13 protein-coding genes and 1 pseudogene are annotated in these 10,957 nt (G+C 54.7%); 4 read left to right on the top strand and 10 right to left on the bottom strand.

The window, feature by feature from the left end:
- Positions 1–80 precede the first annotated feature (80 nt).
- From EKA13_RS23855 to EKA13_RS23865, 3 genes are all read right to left on the bottom strand, one after another.
- Positions 81–467, bottom strand: coding sequence for a cupin domain-containing protein (locus EKA13_RS23855; protein ID WP_065761626.1), 387 nt, complete (start codon positions 465–467; stop codon positions 81–83).
- Between the two features lie 73 nt (positions 468–540).
- Complete coding sequence (locus EKA13_RS23860; protein WP_065761627.1) at positions 541–1,365, bottom strand: AraC family transcriptional regulator; 825 nt, start codon at positions 1,363–1,365, stop codon at positions 541–543.
- Positions 1,366–1,551: 186 nt separating this feature from the next.
- On the bottom strand, positions 1,552–1,968 hold the full coding sequence (locus EKA13_RS23865) for a RidA family protein (protein WP_065761628.1): 417 nt from the start codon (positions 1,966–1,968) through the stop codon (positions 1,552–1,554).
- Between the two features lie 69 nt (positions 1,969–2,037).
- On the opposite strand from EKA13_RS23865, the gene soxR reads away from it, so the two are divergent.
- Positions 2,038–2,433 (top strand): redox-sensitive transcriptional activator SoxR, encoded by a 396-nt coding sequence (gene soxR / locus EKA13_RS23870; RefSeq protein WP_065761629.1) that lies wholly within the window; start codon positions 2,038–2,040, stop codon positions 2,431–2,433.
- A 346-nt stretch (positions 2,434–2,779) separates the two neighbouring features.
- Here soxR and EKA13_RS23875 read toward each other — a convergent pair whose 3' ends face one another.
- On the bottom strand, positions 2,780–3,376 hold the full coding sequence (locus EKA13_RS23875) for an NAD(P)H-dependent oxidoreductase (RefSeq protein ID WP_065761630.1): 597 nt from the start codon (positions 3,374–3,376) through the stop codon (positions 2,780–2,782).
- A 93-nt stretch (positions 3,377–3,469) separates the two neighbouring features.
- Between EKA13_RS23875 and EKA13_RS23880 the strand changes: the two genes are divergently transcribed.
- Positions 3,470–4,111: a TetR/AcrR family transcriptional regulator gene (locus EKA13_RS23880; RefSeq protein WP_065761631.1), complete on the top strand. Its 642-nt coding sequence runs from the start codon at positions 3,470–3,472 to the stop codon at positions 4,109–4,111.
- Positions 4,112–4,557: 446 nt separating this feature from the next.
- On the opposite strand, the gene EKA13_RS23890 is transcribed toward EKA13_RS23880, so the two are convergent.
- From EKA13_RS23890 to EKA13_RS23905, 4 genes are all read right to left on the bottom strand, one after another.
- Positions 4,558–4,863, bottom strand: coding sequence for an NIPSNAP family protein (locus EKA13_RS23890; RefSeq protein ID WP_065761632.1), 306 nt, complete (start codon positions 4,861–4,863; stop codon positions 4,558–4,560).
- 699 nt (positions 4,864–5,562) lie between these two features.
- Complete coding sequence (locus tag EKA13_RS23895; RefSeq protein WP_083199895.1) at positions 5,563–6,144, bottom strand: histidine phosphatase family protein; 582 nt, start codon at positions 6,142–6,144, stop codon at positions 5,563–5,565.
- Between the two features lie 173 nt (positions 6,145–6,317).
- On the bottom strand, positions 6,318–7,385 hold the full coding sequence (locus EKA13_RS23900; protein WP_065761634.1) for an SDR family oxidoreductase: 1,068 nt from the start codon (positions 7,383–7,385) through the stop codon (positions 6,318–6,320).
- Between the two features lie 3 nt (positions 7,386–7,388).
- Positions 7,389–7,808, bottom strand: coding sequence for an ester cyclase (locus tag EKA13_RS23905; protein ID WP_065761635.1), 420 nt, complete (start codon positions 7,806–7,808; stop codon positions 7,389–7,391).
- A 116-nt stretch (positions 7,809–7,924) separates the two neighbouring features.
- On the opposite strand from EKA13_RS23905, the gene EKA13_RS23910 reads away from it, so the two are divergent.
- Entirely contained in the window at positions 7,925–8,842 is a 918-nt protein-coding gene (locus tag EKA13_RS23910) for a LysR family transcriptional regulator (protein WP_065761636.1), read from the top strand.
- 406 nt (positions 8,843–9,248) lie between these two features.
- On the opposite strand, the pseudogene EKA13_RS23915 reads toward EKA13_RS23910, so the two are convergent.
- Positions 9,249–9,554: pseudogene (locus EKA13_RS23915) on the bottom strand (NIPSNAP family protein).
- A 131-nt stretch (positions 9,555–9,685) separates the two neighbouring features.
- Positions 9,686–10,315 (bottom strand): RBBP9/YdeN family alpha/beta hydrolase, encoded by a 630-nt coding sequence (locus tag EKA13_RS23920; protein WP_342671857.1) that lies wholly within the window; start codon positions 10,313–10,315, stop codon positions 9,686–9,688.
- A 56-nt stretch (positions 10,316–10,371) separates the two neighbouring features.
- Between EKA13_RS23920 and EKA13_RS23925 the strand changes: the two genes are divergently transcribed.
- Complete coding sequence (locus EKA13_RS23925; protein WP_065761637.1) at positions 10,372–10,830, top strand: Lrp/AsnC family transcriptional regulator; 459 nt, start codon at positions 10,372–10,374, stop codon at positions 10,828–10,830.
- Positions 10,831–10,957: the final 127 nt, after the last annotated feature.

Genomic DNA, 10,957 nt, shown 5'->3' on the forward strand with positions numbered 1-10,957 from the left:
AAAAGCCGTGGCGGGCACCTCTAAGGTCACCACCGAGCTCACCTAGTCAACTGAAGCTAGCCACTATTGTTGATTTCGACTCAGATCCAGACGTCATTCACCGCAGTTCGCTCCCCGCCTTCATGACCGGTATTCAACACACCTCGCGGCTCGATCATCATAAGTTTTGTTTCCGTCTGTGCCGCTGTTCTGTGCTTTACACCACGTGGCACGACATACAGTTCGCCCGGCTTCACATGAACGCAGCCCTCAGGGAGATCAATGCGCAAGAGGCCTTCGAGCACAAGAAAGGCTTCATCGGTTTCCGGGTGTGAATGCCAGATAAATTCACCTTCGATGCGTACCACCTTGAATTGGTAGTCGTTCATTTCCGCGACGACCCTTGGACTCCACTGCTGCTCAATCAGCGAAGCTTTTTGAGTCAGGTTCACAGGCTGTGATGCGAATTTCTGTTGTATGCCAGACATAGCAGATCCTCTCTAAGTTGGAGTGATCAGCCTATCGAACGAAAAACGTGCTGTTCTTGTACGATCCTGCAACTCAGCGAACAGCACGCAAGCGTTCCAGCCAACGCAGAGGCGGCACACCGTAGGTACGAGTGAAGTGTCGGGTCATGTGGCTCTGATCGTGAAAGCCTGCGGCGAGGGCGGCATCGACCAGTGTGAAGCCATCCAGAATCAGTCTGCGGAAAGAGTCCAAGCGCCTTAGCGTGACAAAACGGTATGGGCTTGTGCCGTAAAGGGCCCGAAAGTCTCGCGACAAGCTCCATTGCTCACGCCCACTGGCCTGTTCGAGCATCCCCAGCGTGATGCCCACGTGAAGGTGCTCCATGATGAACGCCCTAGCGCGCTCGGCAGAGCGGTAGTCCAGACGTTTGCGGCCACGCGGCTTGCCGCCGACTGCGCGCAGCGCCATTGCCAAGTCATATACGGCATCCTGCTCCTCCAGTGTTTCCAGAGGATGATCCAATGCCTGCACGAAAGCCTCGCTGGCGCGGTATAAACGCGGGTCGCAGGATAGCCCGCCGGCAATGAAAGGCAACGGTTCTCCCCCGAGAACGTTCTGAATCAGCGACGGGTCGATGTAGGCCATCCGGTAGCGAAAGCCCACATCGGTGCCAGCCATGCCGTCATGTACTTCGTCGGGATGCAGCACAAGTGTGTTGCCTGGCACGCCGTGGCACAGTGCCCCCTTGTAGTGAAAGCTCTGAACGCCGGCAAGGGTACGGCCTATCGAATATGTATCGTGACGATGCGGGTCATAGCCATGGCCGCCAAACCACGCTTCGATGCGCTCTACACTGCCAGGCGTAGTGCTACGTATGACCCAATCAGAGGTGGATGACGGGTTTGCTTTTCGCTCCATGAATATGCTTGCCGCTAGTGCGCCATCTTGGATGAGGATTCTCCATCCTATTTCAGAATTACGCGAGCACCCAATCCATTTCCGCTCAATGTCCGCTTTGGGTTGTGGATATTCATCAGTGGCTATTCGATCATGAGTGATACGCTGCGCGATTGCTGATCGGCACAGCAGCGGCAAGGTTGCCGGTTAGCTGCAAGCAGCCACCGCCTCGATCTCCACGAGCATTCCATCCAACGCCAGCCGTGGTACCGGAATCAAAGTACAAACCGGATGCCCGGCCTTCCAGACTCGATTCGCTTCCCTAACCCAATCGCGCAAGCGATGCTCATTATGATCGACGATCAACAAGGTCAGCTTGAACACCTGTTGTAAGCTTGAGCCTTGCGATTGGAGTGCAGTGTTCAGGTTGGCCAGCGCCTGCCTTGCCTGATCAGAGAACGCGGCTGGCAGTCGTCCGTCGACGTCCTCACCACCTTGCCCGGCGATGAACAGCAGCTTGGCCCCAGGTGCCAATGCAGCGACGTGGGAATACCCGTTGTTACTCGGGTCATACAGCCCAGGCGGATTGGACAGCTCGAACGCGCGACGAGAATCTACGGACATGGGACTACTCCAGATGTAAGAGACTGGTAGTCTGCGACCTCAAGTCAACTTGAGGTCAAGGATGCCCGCATGCATGAACGTAAACAGCTATTGAGCCCCTCCGAGGTCGCCGATGCGGCGGGGGTAGCAATTTCCACGTTACATTTCTACGAGCGCGAAGGGTTGATCACGGCACAGCGCAATACGGGCAACCAGCGGCGCTATCGCCGTGACGTCCTGCGCCGAGTGGCGGTGATCAGGATTGCGCAACAGGTCGGCATTCCTTTGAAGGAGATTGGCGAAAAGCTGAGGCAGCTGCCGTCCGAGCGTGCGCCAAATGCCTTGGAGTGGGCGCGGCTGTCCAGCCAATGGCGTAGCCACTTGGACAGCCGTATCGAGTCGTTGCTGGCACTGAGAGACAAGCTAGGCAGTTGCATCGCCTGCGGATGCCTGTCGTTGAAGGACTGTCCGCTTCGGCAGGGGTAAGCAATTACATTTGTTTCGGGCCAATTATTCCTGAGGGATTTGCGCGCGGATGCTGTGACGCATGACTCGATATCGCTTTGTACAAACAAGGCGCGCGCCTGTCACTGACGTTACCTGCCCTAAACAAATGGCTGCTTTCGGCCGATTCTGTTGAAAAAGTCAGCCTTTGGGAAATTGCACTCAATTTGACCACACGTTCGCATTGCCACTGACCAGTCATTTGCATTCGACTTGACCAGTTGTTTGCATCGAATTTGACCAGCGCACCGGGTACCCCGTGACCGGCAGAAGTCGGCCAAAAGCGGGCATTCAGGTCATGGAAAATAAATCTGTCCTTATTACTGCATCACTTAGATACAGTGAAAAGTTCGCGACCGAGGGCTCGTGCAGTGTCCATATGACCAGTCGGATCCTGCGTTTCCGATTCGAGCAGGAGCTCGGACGTCACGACACATACGCCGCAATAATCGAAGATCCCATGGTCAATCTGCGTCTTCATGGCGTCGGCATAGCCGTGCCGCTCATAGGTTTCCCGGTCGGCACCGCCGACGCCGACAAGATGAACCCGCAGGTGGCGAAGCTTCTTCACCAGCTTGGCATCCGAACTGAAATCGAACGCCCAGCCATTGGCGAACACGCGATCGATCCATCCCTTGAGAAGCGCTGGCATCGACCACCAGTAGACGGGATAGACCAGCACAAGGGCATCGGCACGATCGATCCGCGCTTGCTCGGCGGCAACATCGGCGGGGGGCGGTGCCTCCCTGTGATGGACAGCGAGATCAGCCGCCGTGAACCTCGGATCGAACGCTTGCGCTGATAGGTCTGCGATTTCGAAGGAGTTGCCAGGATCGGCCAGGGATAAGCCTTCGGCGACTTGCGCAGCGAGGCTATGGGTGAGGGACTGGGGATCGTGATGAGCAACAACGATGAGTGCGTGCATGTCGAAAACTCCTGCTACTGATTGAGGGCGAGAGGGCGAACCTTATATACTCTTGGTAAGTTACGTCCAGTAAGTTACTTTTGGTATATAGCCATGTCAAGCATCGAGACAAGAGAGCAGGATTCCAGTCCGCAGCCGCGTCGGCGCATGTCAAGGGAAGAGAGATACCGTCAGTTGCTGGACGTCGCCTGGCGGCTGGTCCGGGAGGAAGGCACGGAAGCCTTGACGCTTGGACGGCTCGCCGAGCAAGCGGGTGTGACAAAACCCGTGGTTTACGACCATTTCAGCACGCGGCCCGGGTTGCTGGCGGCGCTCTATCAGGAGTTCGATGCTCGCCAGACCGCACTCATGGATGCCGCGCTTCAGACGAGCGAAGCCACCTTGCTGGGCACGGCGACGGTCATCGCATCGTCTTACGTCGACTGCGTGCTTCTCCAGGGCAACGAGATACCCGGCGTGATCGCGGCGTTGGCCAGTTCCCCGGAGCTCGAAAAGATCAAGCTCGAATACGAAGCGATCTTCATGAACAAGTGCCGGATGGCCCTCTCTCCATTCACCAGAGAGGGTGCTATCGCACCCGCGAGTCTTCGGGCGATGCTTGGTGCGGCCGAGGCCTTGTCCCATGCCGCCGCAACCGGAGAAATCACACCCGAGCAGGCGCAGGACGAACTCTTCGAAACGATCATCGCAATGGTCGACAGAAGCTCGCGCGGTGGCACGCAAAGTGTCGACTAGGGCGGCGAGCTGAGCAGCTAGTGAATAGGAACGCCAAATAGCCGCTAGCTCACGAATCTGTCCGATGTTGCACCGAACGTCCGAAAAGGGTCGGCTTCTGCCGGTCACAGGGCACCCACTACGCTGGTCAAATTCGATGCAAACAACTGGTCAAGTCGAATGCAAATAGGTGGTCAAGTCCATGCAATTATGCAGCCTTGGTTTCCACGGCAGAAAAGTACGCGTCTGAGATTGAAATTCTTACTTTTGACTGAGGCTTCCGGACTCAGATTTCACGTAGCAGCGTGCAAAAAGGGCGTTTTCACCGCTCAATATCCGGACAGTTTGAGCGGAGCGACTTTTTCAGCACAATCGACCCATTGCAGACGCTCGCAGGGCCATGGCTACGAGGCAAGACTAGACCGGTGTGATGGTCGAGGCGCATGAAGGACAGATTCCCATATGCGTTACTCAAGCAAAGGGCGAAGGAAGTTCCTCTCGTAGCTCACGATAAACTTCAACTCGGACGCTTCCTCCACCAAGCGCACACATTCAGGATCGCGTGCTGCTTCCTTACGATATCGCTCGTAGTCGGCAAGGTTTGCGAAGCTAAAGAGGCAATACGCGACGTTATTGGCTCCTTCAGCCGGCAGGAAGTATCCGTGATGCTGGCCCCCCAGACGAGTTACCACCGAGATCCATGAGCGTGAATAGCGCTCGAACGCATTTATCTGATAGGGATCGATAATGTATCGGACGTGGCAGGTGATCATGAAAATCATTCCTTGATTTAACGGGGCTTTATTCTATGGGGTGTCGGCGGCTGGTCAAGAGTGGCCGCGATAGATCTAGAGCAAATCGTGGCTTCAGAATCACGCCTTCAAAGCCGGGCTCATAGCCGGCAAAATCACCGGCAGCTATGGTTCGGTCTCTGCCGGTCGCCATCGGCAGCAATGACCAGCTCTTAGCCGATCATGGACACTAAGCGTATTGGTAAAATCCGATGCAAATCGGTGGTCAGATCGAATTCAACCGCTTGGTCAAGTGCAATGCAAACGAGTGATCAGTACTGATGCAGCCAGGCGGTCAAGTGGAGAGAGGTACGCCAGAGAAGGCTAAAAATCGGTTTCAAAACTCAGAGTGGGCACCCTTGTAGAATGCGGCTTTCAGGGCGACGGTAGTCTAAAAGTTTTGGAACTGAAAAGCGGTTCAAGGCCGCAGCGGGCGGGGTTCTTTCTATCGGATTGCAAATCCGTCTACGCTGGTTCGTTTCCGACCTCGGCCTCCATATTTGAAAGCCCCGCAGATTAACGTCTGCGGGGCTTTTTCGTTGTGGGCTGGAACGCAAAGTGTTCTGCAACTGAGCCTATGTGCTGCAAACTTAGACAGGAAATCCAACGAAGAGTCAGTTGCTCAACGTGCTTCCATAGTGACTCTGAACACCTTTCCGCAGAGCGATACCCTCTACCTCATCAATACTTAGCCCATTTTCCTTGGCGGCAATGTAAATCTTCAGCGCCATTGTATCGATAGACTGTGGCGCTCCAATACTGGCTGCCGTTACGCTTTTGTCGGGTCCATCCGTCTGCCAGCAGTTGTTTGGAGATCATTCGATTCATAAAGCCATGGCCAAGCAGTAGAACCGGTCCTTCGCTGGCAAGGGATTGCAGCCGCTGAGCTGCCATGCTGGCGCGCATTCTCGCAGTGCCGACAGATTCGACGCTGCGTGAGTAACCGCACAACCATAGGACTCGAAGGATAAATGCCCAGGTAAACGGCGATAGCCTTGGTCGTTTCCAGTCACCATAAGGCAGTTGCGCTTCACAGAAGAGCGCGTCGACAAGGGTGGGCTTCAGGCCGAGTGCTTGGAGTGAGGTCAGTGCACGTGGCGCGCTGCTTGAGACAATCACTGTGGCGGTCGCCGCGAGCTGCATACTGGCATTCGGCACGGGCTGGTTGGTAATTTCGGACCGGTTGTATTGTTCGATCCAGTTGTTCATATCGAGCGCTGACATTTTGTCGATTGCGACCAGCTCTGGCTGGCCGTGACGCATCAGGATTATTTCCCTGCTCACAGTATGTTTACATCCTTGTTCTGGTTGGCGGTGAAAGCGGAAGAAGTGCGGGTCCGGGAACTTGAGTTTTGACTCTCATGCCAGCACAAAACCGCACAATTTGACACGAAGCTATCGGCTTTTGGGTTCGACTATGATTGCGTCTGCGAAAGTCAGTCGTCGGCCATGACGGATCTGCATTTTTCTTGCGACACAGGTGTGCTGTGTTTTTCAAACCAACCGTGATCACGGTACCACGCCACGGTATCGGTGATCGTCAGCTCTAGCGCCCGGAAACTCAGGCCGAGCTCCTGTTCACTCTTGCGGTGGTTGAAATGGGTGCGGCCCTGCTCTCGCACCAACAGGCGCAACGTGGCCATACTCAGCAGAATAGGCTTGCCTGTAAGACGCGCATAGATCTCCTGCACAGCCGCCAAGGTGTATAGAAACGGGAGCGGTAGTTGCCGGACGGGTGTCTTGACGCCCGCTATGCGTCCTAGAGCAGGCACCAGCTCGGGCATTGTCATATGCTGGCCCGCCGCAAGATAGCGTTCACCTCGTCGCCCATATTGGGCTGCGGCAATCTGCGCCAATGCCACATCGCGGGCATCGACAACGGAGAAGCTACCGGGGATCAATCCCGGTAATTTGCCGTGTACGACATCGTTGACCAACTGCCCCGAGGAGGTCGGACCAATGTCGGCAGGCCCCCACATCCAGCCAGGCAGAACCATACAGGCATGCATCTCGGGGTGTGCTTCCAGGAACGATAACACGACACGCTCGGCGAGGATCTTGCTGCGGTAGTAGTCGTCCGCGTCGGCGTCGGCCCGCAGACATGTCTCATCAATGGCGGTGCCAGGTGCGCCGTCGAGCACGGCAATGGATGACGTATGAATGAACCGTCGTATGTCGGCGCGGTAGGCCAGGTTAAGCAGGCGTTGCGTACCAGAGACGTTAATCTTTTCGAGTTCTTTCCAGTGGCTGCCGCCCTTGTAGTTGTCACGAAAGAACGCCGCGGTGTGAAACACCGTATCGCAACCTTGCAGTGACGCTGCGAATGCGTCGACATCGGCCATGTCCCCAACGACTAGCTCCACCCCCGGCAGATCGTTGAACTGCTGTTCACCTTTGGCTCTTGAACGGACCAGGCCTTTGACCGCGTAGCCGCGAGCGACCAGTTCACGTACCAGGTTGTTGCCCAGCAAGCCGGTTGCTCCAGTAACAAATGCGCTGCGCATGGCTCAACCCTCACCCTGTTCGGCTGATGACATCAACGCGGCACTGTCGAAGAAGGTCTCTTCACGGATGGCCAGCCCGTTTCTGAAGGTGAAGTGGGCGGCGTAGTGCACGGTAATATAACGTCCATGGGGTGGGATCACCCGGCTTGGCAGCACCAAGGGTGCGGCGAAGGTGCCTGTCAGTATGGCAGTCAAAGCCAAAAGATCGTCAGAGACCATGAATGGGGTGAAGGTCACTTGGGCATCTGGGAACGCTTCGAACAGCGCAGTCTCCCGTTTGCGCATGGATTCGCGACCGGTTTGAATCCCCATGCCATCGAGGTAGATGAAATCTTCGCAAACCAACGCAAGCATCGCCTCCACATCACGGTGATTGAAGGCTCTTGAGGCGCGTTCCGCATAGTCGTTGGGGCCAGTAGTCATACAGTCCATTCCATTCGTTTCGAAGGCCTGTAGATATACCGTTGAGGACTCCCCCGAAAAACAGCGGCTACTGCATAATGGTTTTGCACATTTGCAGACCAGGGATGATAGGGCGCATGGCGTTGGAAGCAAATTGGGACGATCTTCGTCTGCTGTTGGCAGTCTCGCGGCGTGGCAGTTTTCTTCAAGCTGGCCAGTTGCTGGGTATCGCGGCATCTACGGTGTCCCGCCGTCTGACCCAACTTGAGGTCGCGCTGGGTGAACCACTCGTTGAACGGGGCGTTGAAGGATGTTGGTTGACCTCGAGGGGCCAATCCCTCGTGGAGGTTGCCCTGGCAGCGGAAGCTGGCTTGAGGCGCCAAACCTCTTCTGGGATATCCGAGCTACACACCGAGCTATGTGGCAGTGTCTTGGTCAGTGCAGGGGAGGGGTTCTCGTATTACGTGCTGGAGGCCGCGACTCGCTTCACTTCTTTGCACCCGCGTTGCTCGGTGGAGCTGATGGTAACAGCCGACTTTCACAAGATCGTCCGCGGTGTGGCAGACATTGCTGTACGTACAGCCCATCTGGGTGAACCGTCGCTGATTTATCGACCAATAGGCCGGCTCGCCTACGGTATCTTTGCTGATGCAGGTTATCTGAAGCGATTTCCGGGGGTGACCCCCAGCACTGCGGTCAATATTGCCTTGCTTCCCCCGCTGGACATGTTGCCGCAAATGCGTGCGGCAAAGGCAGGTGGTCTGGACCGCTCGCAGATCAGCGTGAACTCGTTCGCCGTGCAGCTCGAATCGGTTAGGCGAGGTATGGGGGTTGCCGTACTGCCCCGTATACTGGCGAACGATCTGATTGAGGTGTTCCCGGATCTCCACCTTCCAGATATGGAGGTCTACCTGGTTACTCGGCCTCAAGCACTGAAACAGGCCCATATCAAATGTTTTTTTGCCATCCTGGAACGGGTGCTATTCGAAGCCCTATCCATAGAAGATTTCGAAGGTTACGTCTTGGGGGGCGACCTACAAGCATCAGTGGAATAACGATCTCTACCGCCTACGGGTCACCATGCTTGGGCATCTATGGCCATTCGAAGGAAGACGCAATTTATCCTGTTTGTATCGTGGATGAGTAGCATCAAAAGCTGGATGTCACCAGTAAATATGCCTTGCGCTTTATACCGGGCCAATTGGCGAGTGACCTAGTGCCATATGAAAACCTGGAACCGCCTCGAAAAGGACTCCGAGGCCAAACGTGTGCAGAATAGCACCTGTAGTTCAAGAGGGTTAATCGCGATAATAAACGAATCCCTTGGTCAATAGCAGGGAAATGATACTCCACTTACTCACCTGCTTGCGCTTTGGATTTGACCATTGCGTTTCGTAACCATGATCGGCAAGAAAGTACCAACCCTCTCCGCGTTTTTGCCGAAATCACCCCGCTAGATCTTCACTCCAGCACAGGGCGCATGAAGCTACGCTCATAACTTTGGATGAATTTTTTCTCGACCGCCTGGTCGACCGCCTCAACGCAATCAGGATCTGTTTCAGCTTCCTTACGATACCGTTCGTAATCTGCAAGGCTTGAAAAGCTGAACAGGCAGTAAGCAATGTTATTAGCGCCTTCTGCAGGAAGGAAATAGCCATGGTGCTGCCCTCCCATACGTGTCACCAACTGTATCCAACGCCGCGAATAGCTCTCAAAAGCCTGGACCTAGTAAGGGTCAATTACGTACCTGACGTGACAAGTAATCAGTCGATCATTCCATTGAATATTGGCAAAACATATTTTACACATGGTACATGCCAGACAGTCTATAAGCGCTTCGGGTCAGCATCTCAAGATGCTCGCGGACTCGCTCATGCGTGTTCGTTGAGCCTCGCTCTTTAAAGCACATCGTCTAAGGGCTTAATCGAGGTTGCAAGAAGCTCTTTCAACAATGCTCTACCTTGAGGCCAATCACCGAACCCATTGGCCGAACTGATATGTCCTTGGTCTCCGATGTTCACCAGACGGCTGCCCCAGGCATCAGCACATCGCAAGCTGAAGTCTGTATCTGCATAGGGGTCGTTGGTACTTGCGACAACAACACTAGGGAATGCGAAACGCTTCAGCTCTAACGGACTAAACCCCAGCGCCTTGTTTGGAAAAGTGGGGCGATCAGGGTCAGGTACGGCAACCAGCAAGGCGGCTCGGATCGCTGTGTGTCTACTCTGCGCCCAATGGGCAACCTGCAAGCAGCCGAGACTATGGGCTACCAACACCGTGTTAGGTCCAGTTCGGCGAATAGCAGCCTCCAGATTATCGACCCATTTTGCGCAAACGGGGCGCTTCCAATCTTGCCCCTCGATACACTCCATAGAGGTATCGCTGTTGGCCCATATTGTTTGCCAATGCCCTGGTCCGGAATTGCCAATGCCTGGTAGAAGCAATATTGAAGGTGTCATTTCTTGTTTCTCGGAAGTGGTGTCCGCAAAATGTAGCGAATGAGGCATCGACCGTGGATGGCAAGTCATTTGAAATGAAGTACCTTTGACCGATGACTCATCGGATTATTCAGCGGGGAGGGCGCATGGGGCTTGATAGCAAAGACCTGCAGATTCTGGAGGCTCTACAAAAAAATGCACGGCAAAGTTTGGCATCGTTGGGTAAACGCATTGGGCTTTCGCAGCCAGCTATGAGCGAGCGAGTCCAGAAGCTTGAAGCTGCTGCTGTCATAGAAGGTTATTGCGCTCGAATAAATTTGCGTAAGGTAGGACTAGGTCTGCAAGCAATCCTGCGCGTTCGCACAACCCATCAGCACATCAAGCATTACCTGGATTTATTTAATGACATACCTGAAGTTTTAGAAGCAGACAGGATCACCGGGGAGGATTGCTTCATCGTTCGCTGCGCGTTTTCTCAACCCGCTGACTTGGAGTCCATAGTCGATGCGCTGGCTGTCCATGGTTCAGTCACAACCTCGCTGGTTCTGTCCAATGCTGTACGCAAACCGGTACCTGTACGTTCAATAAGTGGGTCAGACAATTAACTGTCTGCAAGATGGGGTTGTCCATATTTCAAGGTCCTTCCTGTAAGTCCGGCTCTTCGCATTTAAGGGTGTAGAAAAAATCTGACCGGCTGGAAAAGGAGTCGAGGATCTTAGAAAATGTAAGCTC

This window comes from Pseudomonas defluvii (assembly GCF_001695625.1).
Lineage (GTDB): Bacteria > Pseudomonadota > Gammaproteobacteria > Pseudomonadales > Pseudomonadaceae > Aquipseudomonas > Aquipseudomonas defluvii.

Excerpts from the sequence above, each read along its gene's own strand:
- EKA13_RS23855 (WP_065761626.1), bottom strand. The coding sequence starts at position 467 with ATGTCTGGCATACAACAGAAATTCGCATCACAGCCTGTGAACCTGACT.
- EKA13_RS23860 (WP_065761627.1), bottom strand. The coding sequence starts at position 1,365 with ATGGAGCGAAAAGCAAACCCGTCATCCACCTCTGATTGGGTCATACGT.
- EKA13_RS23865 (WP_065761628.1), bottom strand. The coding sequence starts at position 1,968 with ATGTCCGTAGATTCTCGTCGCGCGTTCGAGCTGTCCAATCCGCCTGGG.
- soxR (WP_065761629.1), top strand. The coding sequence starts at position 2,038 with ATGCATGAACGTAAACAGCTATTGAGCCCCTCCGAGGTCGCCGATGCG.
- EKA13_RS23875 (WP_065761630.1), bottom strand. The coding sequence starts at position 3,376 with ATGCACGCACTCATCGTTGTTGCTCATCACGATCCCCAGTCCCTCACC.
- EKA13_RS23880 (WP_065761631.1), top strand. The coding sequence starts at position 3,470 with ATGTCAAGCATCGAGACAAGAGAGCAGGATTCCAGTCCGCAGCCGCGT.
- EKA13_RS23890 (WP_065761632.1), bottom strand. The coding sequence starts at position 4,863 with ATGATCACCTGCCACGTCCGATACATTATCGATCCCTATCAGATAAAT.
- EKA13_RS23895 (WP_083199895.1), bottom strand. The coding sequence starts at position 6,144 with ATGCGTCACGGCCAGCCAGAGCTGGTCGCAATCGACAAAATGTCAGCG.
- EKA13_RS23900 (WP_065761634.1), bottom strand. The coding sequence starts at position 7,385 with ATGCGCAGCGCATTTGTTACTGGAGCAACCGGCTTGCTGGGCAACAAC.
- EKA13_RS23905 (WP_065761635.1), bottom strand. The coding sequence starts at position 7,808 with ATGACTACTGGCCCCAACGACTATGCGGAACGCGCCTCAAGAGCCTTC.
- EKA13_RS23910 (WP_065761636.1), top strand. The coding sequence starts at position 7,925 with ATGGCGTTGGAAGCAAATTGGGACGATCTTCGTCTGCTGTTGGCAGTC.
- EKA13_RS23920 (WP_342671857.1), bottom strand. The coding sequence starts at position 10,315 with ATGACTTGCCATCCACGGTCGATGCCTCATTCGCTACATTTTGCGGAC.
- EKA13_RS23925 (WP_065761637.1), top strand. The coding sequence starts at position 10,372 with ATGGGGCTTGATAGCAAAGACCTGCAGATTCTGGAGGCTCTACAAAAA.